General features: G+C 72.3%; 22 protein-coding genes. 2 read left to right on the top strand and 20 right to left on the bottom strand.

Going from position 1 to position 17,603, the window contains the following annotated elements; genetic code table 11:
* Positions 1-13: 13 nt before the first annotated feature.
* A complete protein-coding gene (locus IE172_RS18380; RefSeq protein ID WP_190098333.1) occupies positions 14-244 on the bottom strand; it encodes a GntR family transcriptional regulator in 231 nt (76 codons plus the stop codon).
* Between the two features lie 162 nt (positions 245-406).
* On the opposite strand from IE172_RS18380, the gene IE172_RS18375 reads away from it, so the two are divergent.
* Positions 407-601 (top strand): hypothetical protein, encoded by a 195-nt coding sequence (locus tag IE172_RS18375; protein ID WP_190098332.1) that lies wholly within the window; start codon positions 407-409, stop codon positions 599-601.
* Between the two features lie 364 nt (positions 602-965).
* Here the strand turns inward: IE172_RS18375 and IE172_RS18370 are convergent, their stop codons facing one another.
* From IE172_RS18370 to IE172_RS18340, 7 genes are all read right to left on the bottom strand, one after another.
* Positions 966-1,322, bottom strand: coding sequence for a hypothetical protein (locus tag IE172_RS18370; RefSeq protein ID WP_190098331.1), 357 nt, complete (start codon positions 1,320-1,322; stop codon positions 966-968).
* The gene (locus IE172_RS18365; RefSeq protein WP_190098330.1) at positions 1,322-1,831 is read right to left on the bottom strand and encodes a hypothetical protein; all 510 of its coding nucleotides are present in this window, start codon (positions 1,829-1,831) and stop codon (positions 1,322-1,324) included. The genes IE172_RS18370 and IE172_RS18365 overlap by 1 nt, the downstream gene beginning before the upstream one ends.
* Before the next feature lie 11 nt (positions 1,832-1,842).
* Complete coding sequence (locus IE172_RS18360; RefSeq protein WP_190098329.1) at positions 1,843-1,986, bottom strand: hypothetical protein; 144 nt, start codon at positions 1,984-1,986, stop codon at positions 1,843-1,845.
* Positions 1,983-2,786, bottom strand: a complete 804-nt coding sequence (locus IE172_RS18355; RefSeq protein WP_190098328.1) for a hypothetical protein — start codon at positions 2,784-2,786, stop codon at positions 1,983-1,985. Before IE172_RS18355 ends, IE172_RS18360 begins: the two co-directional genes overlap by 4 nt.
* On the bottom strand, positions 2,783-3,157 hold the full coding sequence (locus IE172_RS18350) for a DUF6907 domain-containing protein (protein ID WP_190098327.1): 375 nt from the start codon (positions 3,155-3,157) through the stop codon (positions 2,783-2,785). Before IE172_RS18350 ends, IE172_RS18355 begins: the two co-directional genes overlap by 4 nt.
* On the bottom strand, positions 3,154-3,792 hold the full coding sequence (locus IE172_RS18345) for a DUF6907 domain-containing protein (protein ID WP_190098326.1): 639 nt from the start codon (positions 3,790-3,792) through the stop codon (positions 3,154-3,156). Before IE172_RS18345 ends, IE172_RS18350 begins: the two co-directional genes overlap by 4 nt.
* Positions 3,793-4,132: 340 nt before the next feature.
* Positions 4,133-4,399 carry a GlsB/YeaQ/YmgE family stress response membrane protein gene (locus IE172_RS18340; protein ID WP_189558459.1) on the bottom strand — a complete coding sequence of 89 codons (267 nt, stop codon included), beginning with the start codon at positions 4,397-4,399 and terminating at the stop codon, positions 4,133-4,135.
* Between the two features lie 93 nt (positions 4,400-4,492).
* Here IE172_RS18340 and IE172_RS18335 point away from each other — a divergent pair, with 93 nt between their 5' ends.
* Positions 4,493-5,740, top strand: a complete 1,248-nt coding sequence (locus IE172_RS18335; protein WP_190098325.1) for an APC family permease — start codon at positions 4,493-4,495, stop codon at positions 5,738-5,740.
* Between the two features lie 172 nt (positions 5,741-5,912).
* Here IE172_RS18335 and IE172_RS18330 read toward each other — a convergent pair whose 3' ends face one another.
* From IE172_RS18330 to IE172_RS18275, 12 genes are all read right to left on the bottom strand, one after another.
* Positions 5,913-6,314, bottom strand: a complete 402-nt coding sequence (locus IE172_RS18330; RefSeq protein WP_190098324.1) for a YccF domain-containing protein — start codon at positions 6,312-6,314, stop codon at positions 5,913-5,915.
* Entirely contained in the window at positions 6,311-7,174 is an 864-nt protein-coding gene (gene htpX, locus IE172_RS18325; protein ID WP_190098323.1) for a zinc metalloprotease HtpX, read from the bottom strand. The genes IE172_RS18330 and htpX overlap by 4 nt, the downstream gene beginning before the upstream one ends.
* 212 nt (positions 7,175-7,386) lie before the next feature.
* Positions 7,387-8,886 (bottom strand): NADH-quinone oxidoreductase subunit N, encoded by a 1,500-nt coding sequence (locus IE172_RS18320; protein WP_190098322.1) that lies wholly within the window; start codon positions 8,884-8,886, stop codon positions 7,387-7,389.
* The gene (locus IE172_RS18315) at positions 8,883-10,511 is read right to left on the bottom strand and encodes a complex I subunit 4 family protein (RefSeq protein WP_190098321.1); all 1,629 of its coding nucleotides are present in this window, start codon (positions 10,509-10,511) and stop codon (positions 8,883-8,885) included. Before IE172_RS18315 ends, IE172_RS18320 begins: the two co-directional genes overlap by 4 nt.
* Positions 10,512-10,517: 6 nt before the next feature.
* Positions 10,518-12,512 carry an NADH-quinone oxidoreductase subunit 5 family protein gene (locus tag IE172_RS18310; RefSeq protein ID WP_190098320.1) on the bottom strand — a complete coding sequence of 665 codons (1,995 nt, stop codon included), beginning with the start codon at positions 12,510-12,512 and terminating at the stop codon, positions 10,518-10,520.
* Positions 12,509-12,916, bottom strand: a complete 408-nt coding sequence (gene nuoK / locus IE172_RS18305; protein WP_190098319.1) for an NADH-quinone oxidoreductase subunit NuoK — start codon at positions 12,914-12,916, stop codon at positions 12,509-12,511. Before nuoK ends, IE172_RS18310 begins: the two co-directional genes overlap by 4 nt.
* Complete coding sequence (locus IE172_RS18300; protein WP_190098318.1) at positions 12,916-13,593, bottom strand: NADH-quinone oxidoreductase subunit J family protein; 678 nt, start codon at positions 13,591-13,593, stop codon at positions 12,916-12,918. Before IE172_RS18300 ends, nuoK begins: the two co-directional genes overlap by 1 nt.
* On the bottom strand, positions 13,590-14,138 hold the full coding sequence (locus tag IE172_RS18295) for a NuoI/complex I 23 kDa subunit family protein (RefSeq protein ID WP_190098317.1): 549 nt from the start codon (positions 14,136-14,138) through the stop codon (positions 13,590-13,592). Before IE172_RS18295 ends, IE172_RS18300 begins: the two co-directional genes overlap by 4 nt.
* Complete coding sequence (locus tag IE172_RS18290) at positions 14,138-15,106, bottom strand: complex I subunit 1/NuoH family protein (protein WP_190098316.1); 969 nt, start codon at positions 15,104-15,106, stop codon at positions 14,138-14,140. The genes IE172_RS18295 and IE172_RS18290 overlap by 1 nt, the downstream gene beginning before the upstream one ends.
* On the bottom strand, positions 15,103-16,548 hold the full coding sequence (locus IE172_RS18285) for an NADH-quinone oxidoreductase subunit C (protein ID WP_229886173.1): 1,446 nt from the start codon (positions 16,546-16,548) through the stop codon (positions 15,103-15,105). The genes IE172_RS18290 and IE172_RS18285 overlap by 4 nt, the downstream gene beginning before the upstream one ends.
* Complete coding sequence (locus IE172_RS18280) at positions 16,545-17,180, bottom strand: NADH-quinone oxidoreductase subunit B (protein ID WP_190098315.1); 636 nt, start codon at positions 17,178-17,180, stop codon at positions 16,545-16,547. The genes IE172_RS18285 and IE172_RS18280 overlap by 4 nt, the downstream gene beginning before the upstream one ends.
* Positions 17,171-17,563, bottom strand: a complete 393-nt coding sequence (locus IE172_RS18275; RefSeq protein WP_190098314.1) for an NADH-quinone oxidoreductase subunit A — start codon at positions 17,561-17,563, stop codon at positions 17,171-17,173. The genes IE172_RS18280 and IE172_RS18275 overlap by 10 nt, the downstream gene beginning before the upstream one ends.
* Positions 17,564-17,603 lie beyond the last annotated feature (40 nt).

Here is a 17,603-nt window from a genome sequence, read left to right as displayed (position 1 = left end):
GAGCGGGCGCCCCTCACCCCTGGTCGGCGACGAAGGAGCCCATGCCCGGCGTGGTCACGATCAGGCCCTCATCTCGCAGCGCGGCGGTTGCCTTGCGTACGGTGCCGCGGGCGACGCCGAACTCCGCCTCCAGGCGCACCTCGCTGATCAGCGTGCGGGGCGGGAGCTCGCCGACGGCGATGCGCTCACGCAGCACGCTGGCGATCTGCTCCCACTTGGGGCGGGTCGGGTCGTAGTCGGTCACCCGTCCGACTGTAGATATACGGACGTAACTGGGCATAGATACGCATAGCCATACCTAGGCATGGACAGGGGTGTACAGGCTCCCTACGGTGTGACCCACACAACAGCGCCCCCGCAACCGCGTGAACGGCCCGGGGGCTGGCCGACTGGTGAAGGAGTCGACATGGCGCAGGGTACGCAGAGCGAGCACACCGAGGACACCCCGCAGGGGTACGGCTTCTGTTCCTGGCACAACCGGTTCTCCGCCGGCGTGCGGCTCATCGACGTCGTCGAGCAGGGCAGCGGGTCCGGTGGGGTGCAGTACGCGTGCGAGCCGTGCCGGGAGCGTCACGGCCTGGTGCCGTTCGCGGACCGGTGAGCGGTCCGGAGCGGACGCCGGAGTGCTCGTTGGGTGAGCACGCGATGTGCGGTGGTCCGCAGGAGATCCGGCGCCCGGGCGCCCCGAAGTGGGAGGTGCCGGTGCTTACGGTGCGCTGCGGGTGTGCGTGCCACGGTAGGCCCCGGTCTGGCCGCTGAGCCCCCCAGGCGGCGCGGCCGGACCGGACACGGCGACGGCCCCCGGGAGTCAATCCCGGGGGCCGTCGTGCGGGGGCACGCTGCCGAGCGTAGGGCAGGGTGCGGCTAGCTGCAGGGGAAGTGCGAGGGCGGGTAGTGGCCGGCGCAGTTCGGGCAGTAGTTCAGCGGCGGCTGGTCGTAGCCGAGGACTGCGAGGAGACGACGGATCATGCCTGGTTCACCTCCCCGTCCGACACGGTGAAGTGGATCTCTTCGGACAGGTCGTAGAGGACGAGCATCCCGTCACGGCGCTCGACACGCACACCGCCGTGACCAGCCTCTTCAGCCTCCGAGAGGGGGGTGGACCCCGGTGGGGGAGCGGGGTTAGCTGCATCCGGCATCTTCTTGCGGGCGGCCCTCCACAGAGCGCCCGCGGCCACCACCCACAGCGTGAGAATCCCGGCCTCCGTCGACGCGGCGAACACCCCAGCGAGGGCCGCCCCGGCGAGGACCACGAGGACGCATCCGCCGGCCGCGCGGGACGGCTCCCGCTCGGTCTCTGCCGACTTCTTGCGGGCCGCCATCACAGGACGCCGTACACGGTCTGGCCGAGCCAGTTGACGGCCTGGGCGAGGGGCACGGCGGCGAAGCCTGCGATCCCGGCGCTGGTGCCGAGGCAGATGCCGCACCAGGCGCCCAGCTTGATCGCCGCCCCGTGCTTGGTGGACTTCTTGACGATGGCGACCATCACCGCGGTGAGGATGAGGACGATGGCGCCGCCGGTCTGGGTGAGCGGCAGGTAGACGGTTCCGCCGGCTGCCTGTCCGGCCGCGGTGCCGACGCCCCACACGAGGGCGACGTCGCCGAGCCAGGAGGAGATCCACAAGGCGGTGTCGGCGATCCAGCCGATGAGGCCGCCGATGCCGAGGATGGTCAGGCAGCCGTACGCCCAGGCGAAGAGGAACGGGGCGAGGGCCGCGGCGTGACGGACGGGGTCCTTCTGCAGCGGCTTGCGGCCGGGGTACCAGGTGGTGAGGAAGTAGCCGAGGATGCACAGGCCGACGGTGACGCCGCCGATGGTGACGATCTGCATGGGGTGGTCCTTCAGCGGAGAGTCGCCACGCCGAGCGCGGCGAGGGTGAGCACGAAGGCGACGGTGCCGGTGATGCGGGGAACGTCGCGGAGCGCGAGCGCGCACAGGCCAGCGAAGGCCAGCACGGTGAGGACGGGGAACAGCGGGGCGATCACGCGTCCTCCCGGGCGGTGCGCAGGAGACGCCGGCCGTAGCCGTCGGATACGCCGAGTCTGGTTCCGATCTCGGTTCCGGTGAGTTCCGGTTCCGTCTCGAGCCAGGTCCGTACGGTGGCGACGCGGGCGGCGAACGTGGTGTTGCTGCTGTCCACCGTCTCGAGGTCCGCAGCGCCGGTTCCGCCCGGCGGAACTGCGGGCGGAACCGGTTCCGCCGGAGGTTCCGGCGCCGATTCCGCCGACGGCTCGAAGCCGCTCGGCAGCGTGGCGAACCACTCGGAGAGCGGCACGTCAGGGCTGGTTCCGCCCTCGGTTCCGCCGGTTCCGCGCGCCAGTTCCGCCAGCGGCTGCGACGGGCCGAGGACCGGCCCGACGGGGGCCGCGTCGACCGGGGCCGGCGCCCGCTCCACGGTGACCGGTTCCGCGGCTTCCGCCGGGGCGGAACTGACCTCGAGGGCCGGTTCCGCCACCGGTTCCGGACGGCCCTCGGAGAGTCGGTGCACGCGCCACAGGACCAGCGGGGCGACCGCCGAGACGGCCACCACCAGGGGCACGGACACCGGCAGCAGGCCGACGGCCACCAGGTGGCTGGCAGCGTTCACCGCGATCAGGGTGAGGACGACCGCCAGGACGTCGCGGCGTGCCCGCAGAGCGGCCAGCGCGTAGACGTCCAGGGCGGCCGGGACGCCGGCGGCGACGTACCGGCCGAAGCCGCACGCCACCGCCAGCTCGTACTCCGCCGAGGCGAGCACGACCAAGACCGCGACCAGCGCAGCCCACAGCAAGGGGTCCCGCTTCACAGGTCCCCCTCTGCGAGGACGACGAGCAGCTGGTCCGCGAGGGAGCGCAACCGGTCCGCGTACGTGTCCAGCGCGGCGGCGAGCTCGTACACGCCGCGCGCGTCGAGCGTCCGCGCGATGGCGCTGATGGACACGCCCGTCGTGCTGCTGCACAGCTCCGGGATCTCGACCGTGGAGAACGGGGCCTGCACCAGGCCGGCGTCCATGATGTGGTGGGCGCGGAACGTCAGGGGGACGTCAGCGCCACGGTGCAGGATGTCGGCCCGCAGCTCGGGCCGGTGGTCGGCGTGGCCGATGCACCAGGACGGCTCGGGGACCGTCACGTCCCCGTGGTCAGTGGTGGGCAGGGTGACGGTACGCGGCTCGCTCATCGGCCACCGCCCTGCAGCCGGGCCAGCTGCGCGCGCAGACCGGCGAGGCGGGCGGTGTACTGGCGCAGGTCGTCCAGCAGCTGGTCGACGCCAGCGAGGTCGAGCTCCGGAGTGTCCCGGCCGATGTCCATGAACGGCTCGTCACCGGTCCACTGCATGAGCTCCGCCGAGGGGAAGTCATGGCCGTACCGGTCCGGCATCCGCACCGACGAACTGGTGCAGTGCCTGTCCTCCGGCCCGAACGGCGAACCGTCGTGGTCGGCCACACACGCGCCGCCAAGCCCGCTGCAGGTACCGGCCTGGGTGGCGGCCGCGGGCTCCGCCGTCATCTGCGTGTGCTGGGCACGCAGGCCCTCGAGGAACACGGCCAGGTCCTCGATCACCCGTCCGGCGCCGGCCGCGTCCGTCTCGAGGACGTGTGCCCGTGGCTGCTCACCGTCGGCCAGGAGAGCGGTCGTCTTCGGGAAGCGTGTGTCCATCGACCGCTCGAGGGCGGTTCGCTCCTCCACCTCGAGGGCCTGGGCCACGGTGATGTCAGCCCGAGCGCGACGGACGGCCGGATTGGTTATGGCTGCGTCGGCGCTGGCGAGGACCTCGCCAAGGAACGCAGGGAGGGGCACTACGGTGGTGCTCATGGTTCGGACTCCTTGATCAGGGTGGGTCTGGATCAAGGCGCCGTTCGGTGGGTGAGATCACCGGGCGGCGCCGCTCTGTCTGCAGATGCAGACGGAGCGGAGTCCGGAGGACCGCGGGGCCCTTGTGCCCTCGAGGGCACAAGCGGGGCACAAGGCGGTGACCAACGTCCCGAAACGTTGGCAACCACTGTCAGTAGTTTTCGCACGTCACCCGCCCTTTCGGCGGTAACGCGCAGGTCAGACGATCAAGCGGGCGGTACGTGAACTACCGGTAGGACCACGGGCGGCGAGCGGGGCGGGGCGGGCACCGGACGGTGCCCGCCCCGCCCCGTCCCGTCCGTCAGTCCCGCGAGTGGCCGAACAGGATGCGGTAGGCGATCAGGAGGACCAGTGAGCCGCCGATGGCGGCGACCCAGGTGGTGCCGTCGTAGAAGTCCTTGGTGATCGGCTGGTCGAGCCAACGGGCCGATATCCAGCCGCCGATGAAGGCGCCGGCGACACCGATCAGGGTCGTGCCGACGAGGCCGCCCGGGTCGCGGCCGGGGAGCAGGAACTTCGCTATCGCTCCGGCCAGCAGTCCGAGGATGATCCAGCTGATGAACGTCATGCGGTGCACCTGCCCCTTTCCTGTCGTGCCTGCACCCGGGAAGAAGCCCCACGTCCATGTACTGGTTGCACTTGATCAGTAGGGTGCGGCCCCATGACAGACACCTCCGGTCCCCGGCTGCGGCGCACGCTCGGCGTCGGTGACGCCGTGGTCATCGGTCTCGGTTCGATGGTGGGGGCCGGGATCTTCGCCGCGCTGGCGCCCGCCGCGCACGCGGCCGGTACCGGTCTGCTCCTCGGGCTGGCGGTCGCGGCGGTGGTCGCCTACTGCAACGCGGCGTCGTCGGCCCGCCTCGCCGCCCGGTACCCGGCGTCGGGCGGCACGTACGTGTACGGCAGGGAGCGGCTCGGGGAGTTCTGGGGCTATCTGGCCGGCTGGGCGTTCGTGGTCGGGAAGACGGCCTCCTGCGCGGCGATGGCGCTCACGGTGGGCGCGTACGTGTGGCCGGAGCAGGCGCACGCCGTGGCGGTCGCCGCCGTGGTGCTGCTGACCGCGGTGAACTACGGCGGCGTGCAGAAGTCCGCACGGCTGACGCGGGCGATCGTGGGTGTGGTGCTGGCGGTCCTCGCTTCCGTGGTGGTCGTGTGTCTGACGTCGGGGGAAGCCGGTGCCGGACGGCTGGACATCGGGCTGTCCGAGGGGGCCGGCGGGGTGCTTCAGGCGGGCGGTCTGCTGTTCTTCGCCTTCGCCGGGTACGCCCGTATCGCGACCCTCGGTGAGGAGGTCCGGGACCCGGCGCGCACCATTCCCCGGGCCATTCCCCTGGCCCTGGGCATCACGCTGGTCGTGTACGTGGCTGTCGCCGCGGCCGTCCTCGCGGTGCTGGGGCCGAAGGGGCTGGGCGATGCCACCGCGCCGCTCGCCGACGCGGTGCGGGCCGCCGGGGTGCCCGAGCTGGCGCCGGTGGTGCGGGCCGGCGCGGCGGTGGCCGCGCTGGGTTCGCTGCTCGCCCTGATCCTGGGGGTGTCGCGGACGACACTGGCGATGGCCCGGGACCGGCATATGCCGGGTGCGCTGGCCGCCGTGCATCCGCGGTTCCGGGTGCCGCACCGGGCGGAGCTGGTGGTGGGCGCGGTGGTCGCCGTACTGGCCGCCACGGTGGATGTGCGCGGTGCGATCGGTTTCTCCTCCTTCGGTGTGCTGGCGTACTACGCGGTGGCCAACGCGTCGGCGTGGACGCTCGATGCGAGGCCGGTGGCGCGGGTGGTGCCGGCGGTGGGGCTCGCCGGGTGCCTGGTGCTGGCCTTCTCGCTGCCGTGGGTGTCGGTCGCCGTGGGCGCGGGGGTGCTGGCGGTGGGTGTGGCGGTGTACGGCGTGCGGAGGTCGGTCGGGAGCCGTTAGCCGGCGGACGGCGGGTGCCGGGGCGGGCCCGTGTCGGCGACTGCTCGTGTGCGGTCATGGGTTCATCGTGCGGGATGTCGCCGGACGGCGTGCCGGCCTGTGGACAACTCCCGGACTGTGGACGACCCGGACTGTGGACAACCGCCGGTTCATGACGGACCGGCGGGTTCGCCTACCAGCGCGACGTGGACGTGAACGCCTGGTCGGTGCGCACGATCTCGCGGCCCAGCGGGAACAGTGAGACCGGGATCAGCTTGAAGTTGGCGATGCCGAGCGGAATTCCGATGATCGTCACGCACAGGGCGAGCCCGGTGACGACGTGACCGAGCGCCAGCCACCAGCCGGCCAGGAGGAGCCAGAGCACGTTGACGAGGAAGGACGGGGCTCCCGCGTCCCGGCGTTCGACCGTCGTGTACCCGAAGGGCCACAGGGCGTAGACGCCGATGCGGAACGCGGCGACACCGAAGGGGATGCCGATGATCGTGATGCAGAGCAGCACGCCCGCGAGCAGGTAGCCGAGGAACAGCCAGAAGCCGCTGAAGACGAGCCATATGAGGTTCAGGATGGTCTTCACTGGTGGTGACCTGCCATCTTCTCGAGCCGGGCGATGCGTTCCGCCATCGGCGGGTGGGTGGAGAACATCTTGGAGAGCCCTCGGCCGGGACGGAACGGGTTGGCGATCATCATGTGGCTGGCCGTCTCGATGCGGGGCTCGGGAGGCAGCGGCAGCTGCTTGGTCCCGTGGTCCAGTTTGCGCAGGGCGCCGGCGAGGGCGAGCGGGTCGCCGGTGAGCTGGGCACCGGAGGCGTCCGCCTCGTACTCGCGGGAACGGCTGATGGCCAGTTGGATGACGGACGCGGCGAGCGGGCCCAGGATCATGATCAGCAGCATGCCGAGGAGACCCGGGCCGTCGTCGTCGTTCGAACGGCCGATCGGGATCAGCCAGGCGAAGTTGACCAGGAACATGATCACGGAGGCGAGGGCGCCGGCGACCGAGGAGATCAGGATGTCGCGGTTGTAGACGTGGCTGAGCTCGTGCCCGATGACGCCGCGCAGTTCACGCTCGTCGAGCAGGCGCAGGATGCCTTCGGTGCAGCACACGGCGGCGTTGCGCGGGTTGCGGCCGGTGGCGAAGGCGTTGGGGGCCTCCGTCGGGGAGATGTACAGGCGGGGCATGGGCTGACGGGCCTGCGTGGAGAGCTCGCGGACCATGCGGTACAGCCCCGGCGCCTCGAACTCGCTCACCGGGCGGGCGCGCATCGCGCGCAGGGCCAGCTTGTCGCTGTTCCAGTACGCGTAGGCGTTGGTGCCGAGCGCGACGACGACGGCGACGACGAGGCCCGTGCGGCCGAAGAAGCTGCCGATGACGATGATGAGTGCGGACAGTCCCCCGAGGAGGACCGCTGTCCTGAGCCCGTTGTGCCGGCGGTGCACGGTACGCCCTCCAAATCCTGCGACAGGGGGACCCTCGCTGCGATCTGCTGATCTTCCTTCTGACCCGCGCTGCCCACGGTTGCGTGGTGTCACGTCCAGTGGACCCTCCCGTACCGGTCAACGCGAGGCGAAGGGCACTAGTTCCCTTGTGCGCGCGGTGGCACGTGTGAACCGTCCGGGTGACGGCCGTGCGGGGAGGTGCCGGGACGGGCTCAGAAGAGTCCGGTGTCGGTGAAGCGGAGGACCAGCTGGGGGGCGCCGGACAGGGCGATGCCGATCACTCCGGTCAGGGCGATGGCGGCGGTGAGGGGAGCGGGGAGGCGGTGCCGGACCGGCTCCCCCTCGGGGGCGCGGAACAGCAGGGCGGTCCAGCGGAGGTAGTAGACCAGCGCGATGACGACGTTGACGGCCATGACGACGGCGAGCCAGCCGAGTCCGGCGTCGACGGCCGCGGCGAAGACGGTGACCTTGGCGAAGAGGCCGATGATGCCCGGCGGGAGTCCGGCGAGGCAGAGCAGGAAGAAGCCGAGGAGGAGCGCGGTGAGCGGGCTGGAGGCGTACAGGCCGCGGTAGTCGGCGACGCGGTTGAGGCGGTGTGTGCGGCCCACGAGGGCGGCCACCGCGAACGCGCCCAGGTTCACGGCGGCGTACATGAGGGCGTAGGCGAGGGTGGAGCCGATGGACTTCTCGGCGTCGCCGGAGTAGGCGGCGGCGGCGATCGGCACCAGGAGGTACCCGGCCTGGCCGACGGACGACCAGGCGAGGAGGCGTACCGCGCTGTGCGCGCGTGCGGCCTGCTGTCTGAGGGCGCCGACGTTGCCGGCGGTCATGGTGAGCGCGGCCAGGACGGCGAGGGCGGGGCCCCAGACGCCGGCGTACGACGGCAGGGCGACGACGGTGACGAGGATCAGGCCGGAGAAGCCGACCGCCTTGCCGATGACGGACAGGTAGGCGGCGATCGGCAGGGGGGCGCCCACGTAGGTGTCGGGGACCCAGAAGTGGAAGGGCACCGCGGCGGTCTTGAAGGCGAAGCCGACGAGGGTGAGGACGACGCCGGTCTGGGCGAGGGTGTGGAGCTGCCCGTCGACGGTCTGGATCCGCTCGGCGACGCGGGTGAGGTGGAGGGTGCCGGTGGCGGCGTAGACGAAGCTGATGCCGAGCAGGCTGACCGCGGTGGCGGTGACGGAGGACAGGAAGAACTTCAGGGCCGCCTCGGAGGACTTCCGGTCGCCGTGCCTGAGGCCGACCAGGGCGAAGGCGGGCAGGGAGGCGACCTCGAGGGCGACGACCAGGGTCGCGAGGTCACGGGAGGCGGGCAGGAGGGCGGCGCCGGCTGCGGAGGCGAGGAACAGGAACCAGTACTCGCCCTCGGGGAGCCGTGCGCGTTCGTCCTTCAGGGTGGTGACGGAGAGCAGCGCGGCGAGGAGGGCGCCGCCGAGGACCAGGAACTGGACGACGAGAGTGAAGCGGTCGGCGGTGTAGCTGCACACGCTCGTGTCGCCGGTCAGGCAGAAGGTGCTGCGGTCGGCGTCGAGAAGGGGCAGCAGCATGAGTGTGGCGGCGGCGAGTCCGGCGATCGCCAGCCGGCCGAGGAGCGGCTTCCTCCGCTCGTCGACGAACAGGTCGGCGACGAGGACGGCGAGTCCGGCGACCGCCGCGATGGTGGGCGGCGCGATGGCCAGCCAGTCGACGGACTGGACGAGGGAGCTCATCGGGTGCCTCCTGTGAGGAGCTGCTGCACGGCCGGGTCGGTCAGTCCGAGCAGGGCCCTGGGCCACAGGCCGGCGACGACGGTGAGGACGACGAGCGGGGTCCAGGCCGCGAACTCGTAGGAGCGCACGTCGGTGAGGCGCGGGGCGTCCTGGGGCGGGGCGCCCATGCAGACCCGGCGGACCACGATCAGCAGGTACGCGGCCGTGAGCAGGGTGCCGAACGCGCCGATCGCCATGAAGGTGAGGAAGGCGGGCCGGCTGAGTCCTTCGGCGGGTTCGAAGGCGCCGAACAGGGCGAGCATCTCGCCCCAGAATCCGGCGAGGCCGGGCAGTCCGAGGGAGGCGACGGCGGCGAAGGCGAGCAGGCCGCCGAGGCGCGGTGCCTTGCCGTAGAGGGCGGCGCCGGTCTCGGAATGTTCCGGCGCGGCGGAGCCGCTCGTTGCGGGGTGGTGGTCGGGCGACGGGCGGGCGAGGGTGTCGAGGTCGGTGCTGCCGGTGCGGTCCTTGAGGGCGCCGACCAGGAAGAACAGCAGGCCGGTGATGAGGCCGTGGGCGATGTTGGCGAACAGGGCGCCGTTGACGCCGGTCGGGGTCATGGTGGCGATGCCGAGGAGGACGAAGCCCATGTGGCCGACGGAGGAGTAGGCGATGAGGCGTTTGAGGTCGCCGTTCGCGCCCCGTCTGGCGAGGGCCAGGCAGGCGAGGGATCCGTAGACGATGCCGACGACGGCGAACGCGGCGAGGTAGGGCGCGAAGGTGCGGAAGCCGTCCGGCGCGGCGGGCAGCAGGATGCGCACGAACCCGTAGGTGCCCATCTTCAGCAGGACGCCGGCCAGCAGGACCGAGCCGACGGTCGGGGCGGCGGTGTGGGCGTCGGGCAGCCAGCTGTGCAGCGGCCACATCGGGGTCTTGACCGCGAGGCCGGCACCGATCGCCAGTACGGCGATGACCTGCACGGATGTGGTCAGGGACCGGCCGTTGTCAGTGGCGAGTGCCACCATGTCGAATGTGCCCGCCTCGATTCCGATCAGGAGCAGACCGAGCAGCATGACCACGGAGCCGAGCAGCGTGTAGAGGATGAACTTCCAGGCGGCCTCGGCCCTGCCCTCGCCGCCCCAGCGGGCGATGAGGAAGTACATGGGGATGAGGACCGTCTCGAAGGCGAGGAAGAACAGGACCAGGTCGAGGACGGCGAAGGTCGCCAGGGTGCCGGACTCGAGGACGAGCAGCAGGGCGACGAAGGCCTTCGGGGACGGGCCCGCGGGCGGTTTGAAGTACGCGTGGAGGGCGCTGAGGAAGGTCAGCAGCGCGGTGAGGACCAGAAGGGGGAGGGAGATGCCGTCGGTGCCGAGGTGGATGCGCACGTCGAGTGCGGGGATCCAGCTGATGTCGGTCGTGGCCTGCATCGTCGCCGGCCGGCTGTGGTCGAAGCCGAGCGCGAGGACGATCGCCGCGGCGAGGACCGCGCCGGTGACGGTGACGCCGTGGCGGAGCACGGCCTGCTCGGGTGACTTCCCCTTCAGTCCGGGCGGGGCCGGCAGGAGGGCGGCGGCGGCGCCGAGGAGCGGTCCGACGACGAGGAACGCCAGAAGGACCTGCATCACGGACTCGTTGATATCGATCACGCCTGCTCACGCTCCCGTGGCGGCGAGGACGACGGCGACCGTGAGGACGACGGTGCCGGCGAGCAGCGCGCTCACATAGGTCTGCAGATTGCCGGTCTGGGCCCGTCGCACGGCTGCGCCGAGCCATCGGGGCAGCGTGCCCGCGCCGCGTACGTAGGTCTCGACGACCTCGCGGTCGAGGAACCGCACGAGGCTCGCGCCGGCCCGGACCGGGCGGACGAAGAGCGCCGTGTACAGGGCGTCCAGGTGGAAGCCGGCAGCCGCGGGGCGGTGCAGCGGGCCGAGCAGCAGCCGTCCGGGGTCCGTCGGGTCGGGCGCGTACGCGATGTCGCCGTAAGCCGGTTCGTGGCTGGCGATGGCCTCCGCCTCGACCCGCCCGGGGTCGCCCTCGGGGTGGGCGGCGACGGCGCCGAGGGGGATACGGGCGGCGTGTGCGGTGGTGTGCCGCCAGGTGGCGTAGGTGACAATGCCGCCGACCAGCGCCACGCCCGTACCGAGGACGGAGGTGGTGAGGGTCGGGGTCAGGTCGTGGCCGTCGAACCAGTCGGGCAGTACGCGGAAGGCGAGGCCGCCGAGCGCGAGGGACGGCACGGCGAGCACCCACAGCACCACGGTCATCGACAGCGGCTGCCTGCCGTGGTCGGCGGCGTCGGGGCCGTCGCCGCGGAAGGCCAGGAGCCACAGGCGGGTCGCGTACGCGGCGGTGAGCAGGGCCGTGACGAGGCCGGCGAGGAGGACGATCCAGCCCGCGGCGGCGGGGGCGGCTCCGGTGTGGCCGGTGACGACGTGTTCGGCACTGCCGAGGACGGCCTCCTTGGAGAAGAAGCCGCTGAACGGCGGGATCGCGGCGAGCGCGAGGAGGGCCACGGTCATCGTCCAGTAGGCGTCCGGGACGCGGTCGCGCAGGCGGCCCATGCGGGACATGGCGGCCAGCGAGTTGGTGCCGGCGGCGTGGATGATCACACCGGCGGCGAGGAACAGCAGCGCCTTGAAGGCGCCGTGGGACAGGAGGTGGAAGACGGCGGCACCGCGGTCGGCGACGGCGAGGGCGCCGGTCATGTAGCCGAGCTGGCCGATCGTCGAGTAGGCGAGGACGCGTTTGATGTCGTCCTGGGCGAGGGCGGCGAGCGCCGAGCCGGTCATGGTCACGGCGGCCATGACGGCGAGGACGGTCATCGCGGCCCGGGACGCCTCGAAGAGCGGGAGGAGGCGGGCGACGAAGTAGACACCGGCGGCGACCATGGTCGCGGCGTGGATCAGCGCGGAGACGGGCGTGGGGCCCGCCATCGCGTCGGGGAGCCAGGTGTGCAGCGGGAACTGCGCCGACTTGCCGGCCACGCCCGCCAGGAGCAGCAGGGCGATCAGCGTGGGCTGTTCGATGCCGCCGTTCGCGACGGCGCCGAGGATGCGGGTGATGCGGAACGACCCGGCGTCGGTGGCCAGGGCGAACAGGCCGATGAGGAAGGGGACGTCGCCGAGTTTGGTGACCAGGAATGCCTTGAGGGAGGCGGCGCGGGCCTCGGGGGTCTCCCAGTAGTGGCCGACGAGGAAGTAGGAGCAGATGCCCATGACTTCCCAGCCGACCAGCAGGACCATCAGGTCGCCGGAGTAGACGACCAGGAGCATCGCGGAGGTGAACAGCGAGACGAGGGCGGCGTAGGAGGGGTAGCGCGGGTCGTCGCGCAGGTAACCGGTCGAGTAGATCTGTACGCAGGTGGCGACGACGGTGACCAGGACGGCGGTCAGTGCGGCGAAGCCGTCGACGTACAGGGCGAGTTCGATGGGGACCGAGCCGGTCGGGGTGAGCTCGGTGGCGGCGTCCACCGCGCCGTCGCCGCCCTGGCGTGCGGCGACCGCGGCGGCGAGCCCGAGCGAGACGAGGGTCGGCAGGACGGCGAGCGGCCGGACGAAGCCGGGGGCGGTGCGGCCCAGGAGCAGTCCGGCGATCGCGCCGAGGAACGGCAGGAGGGGGACGAGGACGGCGAGGGTGGTCGTGGTCACGCGGTGGCCTCGGCCTTCTCGGTGGCCGTGCGGGGAGCGGAGGCGCCGCTGCCGGACACGTCGCTTTCGGGGCCGTCGGGCTCGTGGCCCTCGGCGGTGTCGCGGAGCTTGTCGATGTCCGAGGTGCCGCGGTTGCGGTACACGGCGAGGACGATCGCCAGGCCGATGCCGATCTCGGCGGCCGCGATGGCGATGGTGAACAGGGCCAGGGCCTGTCCGGAGTGCAGGGTCTCCTCGGCGGCCCGGCTGAGCCAGACGTCGAAGGCGACGAGGTTGAGGTTGACGGCGTTGAGCATCAGCTCGACCGACATCAGGACGAGGATCGCGTTGCGGCGGGCGAGGACGCCGTACAGGCCGGTGCAGAAGAGGAGGGCGGACAGCACGGCGGGATAGGCGAGGTGCATCAGCGGGTCCCCTCCGTCTCGCGCCGGGTGGCCCCGGACCGCGGGGCGCCGGGGGCGGTGGCCGCCGCCCGTTCGGCCTCGGCATCGGCCCCGGCCTCGGTCTTGGCCTTGCGGGAGAGGACGATCGCGCCGACGAGGGCGGCGAGAAGGAGGACGGAGAGGGCCTCGAAGGGGAGGACCCAGTGCTGGAAGAGGCTCGCACCGGTCACCTCGGTCGAGCCGGCGGGGGCGCCGTCCAGGTCGATCCAGGTGGTCCGGAAGGCGTCGACGACCACCCACACCAGGGCTGCCGCGGCGGTGACGGCCACGCCGAGGGCGACCCAGCGGTTGCCGGAGTCGGCGTCGGGTGAGCGGCCGATGGGGGCCCGGGTGAGCATGAGCCCGAACAGGAGGAGGACGACGACCGAACCGACGTAGATGAGGACCTGCACCCACGCGATGAACTCGGCGGTGAGCAGGAGGTATTCGACGGCGAGGCCCCCGAGGGCGACCACCAGCCACAGGGCGGCGTGCACCAGTTGCCGGGTGGTGACGGTGACGACCGCGGCCCCCAGGGTGACCAGGCCGACGAGGAGGAAGGCGATCTCCACGCCGGTCGGCGAGAGGAAGCCCTGCGGGTCGGCGGCGGTGGTGGCCGTGGCGTGCGCGGCCGTTGCCGCGGCTGCCGCGAGGGTCACGACTCCTCCTGCTGTTCGGCCTGGGCGGCGGCGAGTCTGTCGGCGGTCTTGCGGGCGGCGGCCACTTCCTTGGGTTCCTCGGCGCCGGGGTCGAGCGCGGGCGGGGCGGGGACGGTCCACATCCACTCGCGGAGCTTGTCGCGTTCGTGGGTGAGGTCGCGGATGTCGGTCTCGGCGTACTCGAACTCCGGGGACCAGAACAGGGCGTCGAAGGGACAGACCTCGATGCAGATGCCGCAGTACATGCACAGGGAGAAGTCGATGGCGAAGCGGTCCAGGACATTGCGGCTGCGTTCGCGGCCGCCGGGGGCCGCCGGGGGCACCGTCTCCTTGTGGGAGTCGATGTAGATGCACCAGTCCGGGCACTCGCGGGCGCACAGCATGCAGACCGTGCAGTTCTCCTCGAACAGGCCGATCACTCCGCGGGTGCGGGGCGGGAGGTCGGGCTGGGTGTCCGGGTACTGGGCGGTGACGGGTTTCCTCGTCATCGTCCGCAGGGTGACGGCCAGGCCCTTGGCCAGGCCGGAGCCGGGGATGGGGGCCATCAGAGGAACACCACCTTGACGACGCCGGTGAGGGCGATCTGGGCGAGGGACAGGGGGACGAGGAGGGTCCAGGAGAACTTCTGGAGCTGGTCCTCGCGCATGCGGGGGTAGGTGACGCGGAGCCAGATGACGACGAAGGCGAGGACCGCGGCCTTGAGCAGGGTCCAGACCCAGCCGAGTCCGTCGGCGCCCCAGGGGCCGTGCCAGCCGCCCAGGAAGAGGACGGTGGTCAGGCCGCACAGCACGACGATCCCGGCGTACTCGGCAAGGAGGAAGAGGGCGAAGCGCAGACCGGTGTACTCGGTGTACGCGCCGAAGATGATCTCCGAGTCGGCGACCGGCATGTCGAAGGGAGGGCGCTGGAGTTCGGCGAGGCCGGCGATGAAGAACACGAGCGCGCCGGTGATCTGCCAGGGCACCCACCACCACTCGAAGGCGTCGAGGATGCCGACGAGCGAGACGGTGCCGGCCGCCATCGCCACCGATGCGGCGGTGAGCAGCATCGGCAGTTCGTAGGAGAGGAGCTGGGCTGCGGTGCGCAGGCCGCCGAGGAGGGAGAACTTGTTGGCGGAGGCCCAGCCGGCCATGAGCGAGCCGAGGACTCCGACGCCCATGACGGCGAGGACGAAGAACACGCCCGCGTCGATCACCTGGCCGACCGCGCCCTCGCCCGGGCCGATCGGTATGGCGAGCAGCACGAGGAGGTACGGCAGGAGGGCCACGGCGGGGGCGAGCTGGAAGATACGGCGGTCCGCGCCGGCCGGGACCACGTCCTCCTTCTGCGCGAACTTCACCCCGTCGGCGACGAGCTGGGCCCAGCCGTGGAATCCGCCGGCGTACATCGGGCCGAGGCGGCCCTGCATGTGGGCCATCACCTTGTGCTCGGTCTGACCCACGATCAGGGGGAAGGTGAGGAAGACGACGAAGACGACCAGGAGTCGCAGGGCGACGTCGAGCACGTCGTTCACCGCGGGCCTCCTGCGGGGTCGTCGGGAGTGGTGGTGCCGGTCCCGGGTCCGGCCTCGGTCCCGGGTCCGGTCTCGGTCCCGGGTCCGGCCTCGGTCTCCGTCTCGGGTCCGGCTTGGGTCCCGGGTCCGGTCTCGGACTCGGTGGTCTGCTCGGTCGCGCGGGCCCGTCCGGTGGGACGGGGCGCGTCGTCGCCCCCGGGCTCGTCGCCCCCCGGCTCGTCGGCACCGGGCTCGTCGGCCCCGGCCCTGAGGGCCGGTTCGGCGCCGGGCTCGGGGGCCGGTTCGGCGCCGGGCTCGGGAGGGGACTCCGCTGCCGGTTCCGTGAAGGCCGGGCGGGCGTGGTGCCACGGGGCGTCCGGGCTGCGCGGGGCGGCGGGGGGAGGTCCGTCCGGCCGGCCGGTGCCGGTGGGCGTGGGCTCGTCGCCCGTCGGCGGGGCCTCGTCCGGAACGGCGCGCCGGCTCGCGGACCCCTCGGACGCGCTGCGCGCCCGGCGGGGGCCGCCCGCGGCGGCCCCACCGGAGCGCTGCGACGCCGACCCCTCGCTCGCGCTCCGCGCGCGTCGGGCCGTAGGGGCGGCCTGTTCGGGGCTCGCCTGCGCCGACTGGCTCGCCGAGCCCTCGGACGCCGAACGACTGCGGCGCGGCGGGGTCGAGGGCCGGTCGACTGCCTCGGCGGAAGCCGTTTGGCTCGCCGAACCCTCGGACGCCGAACGACTACGACGCGGCACGCCCGGCGCCTCCGGCGCGGAGGTCTGGCTCGCCGAACCCTCGGACGCCGAGCGGGTGCGGCGGGGCGGGCGTTCGGCGGGGGTGCGGGGCGTGCCCGCGGCCGGCCTGGCCGTGCCGCGGGCGGGGCGGGACGGGGCCGGGGGGAGCTGGCCCTTCAGGGGCCCCCATTCGTTGGGGTCGGGGACGCCGGGCGGCAGCATCTGGCGGCGCCTGGGGCCGCCGTGCTCGGACTCGCCGGGTTCCTTCGCGCCGGGCCATGCCTTGGCGACCCGGGCGGCGAGGACGAAGTCCTTGCGCAGCGGGTGGCCCTCGAAGGCGTCCGGGAGGAGGAGGTGGTCCAGGCCCGGGTGGCCGGTGAAGGCGACCCCGAACATCTCGTGGGTCTCCCGCTCGTGCCAGGCGGCGCCCGCGTAGACGCCGACGGCGGAGGGCAGCGTCGGGGCGTCGTGCGCCACCGTGGTGCGCAGCAGCAGGCGCCGTACGGGACCGAGGGCGGCGACGTGCGCCGTGACGCGGAAGCCCGTGCCGGGTTCGTCGACCGCGCTCAGCCAGTCGAAGAAGGTGCAGCCGAGACGGTCGCGGGCGGTCTCCAGGGCGGTGATCCAGGAGGCGGGCGGGACGTCGACGGTGAGGACGCCGTACGACTCCTCCGCCGTGGCGTCGGCGCCGAAGAGTTCCCCGGTGTCGTCGGGGAGCCAGCCGGCCGCGGTCATCGGCCCTCCCCCTCACCGGCCGGCGGCGCCGGCGGCCGGACCAGGCCGCTCTGCAGGGCCGCCGCGGAGGGCCGTGCGCCGCCGCCGGATGCGTACCGCTCCCCCAGCGACTCCCGGGCGATCTTCTCCTGGAGTTTCAGGATGCCCTGGAGCAGTGCCTCGGGGCGGGGCGGGCAGCCGGGGACGTACACGTCGACCGGGATGATCTGGTCGACGCCCTTGGTGACGGAGTAGGAGTCCCAGTAGGGGCCGCCGCAGTTGCTGCACGCGCCGAAGGAGATGACGTACTTCGGCTCCGGCATCTGCTCGTACAGGCGCTTCACCGCGGGCGCCATCTTGTCGGTGACCGTGCCGGAGACGACCATCAGGTCGGCCTGGCGCGGTCCCGGCGCGAAGGGGATGACGCCGAGGCGGATGAAGTCGTGCCGGGCCATGGAGGCGGCGATGAACTCGATCGCGCAGCAGGCCAGGCCGAAGTTGAAGACCCAGAGCGAGTAGCGGCGGCCCCAGTTGAGGACGACCTTCATCGGTTCGGGAGCCAGCCGGGCGAGCGCGCCCAGCCGCTTGGGCTCCGGGAGCGGCACGGGCCCGGGGGCGGCGGGGTTCTCGGCGGCGGCAGGGTTCACGTCCATGTCAGGACGCCCTTCTTGTATGCGTACAGCAGGCCCACGGCGAGGAAGCCGAGGAAGATGAACATCTCCACCAGGGTCGTCGCGCCGTAGCCCTCGGCGGCGAAGACGGTGGCCCAGGGGAAGAGGAAGATCGAGTCGACGGCGAAGATCACGTAGAGGAAGGCGTACACGTAGTAACGGACCTGGGTGTGGGCCCAGCCCTCGCCGACGGGGTCGACCCCGCACTCGTACGTCATGAGCTTCTCGGGGGTGGGGACCACCGGCCGGAGCAGGCGGCCCGCCCCGAAGGCCACGGCGACGAACAGCAGGCCGACGACGGCGAGCAGGCCGACGACCGAGTAGGACCGGAAGTAGTCCGCCGCGACGACGGTCGTTTCCCGCACGTCCGCCCCTCACTGCCTCGGAGATCTGTACGCACGGGAG

Source organism: Streptomyces griseoflavus (genome assembly GCF_014649995.1).
Classification (GTDB): Bacteria; Actinomycetota; Actinomycetes; order Streptomycetales; family Streptomycetaceae; genus Streptomyces; species Streptomyces griseoflavus.
This window is presented reverse-complemented; position numbering and strand designations above follow the sequence as displayed.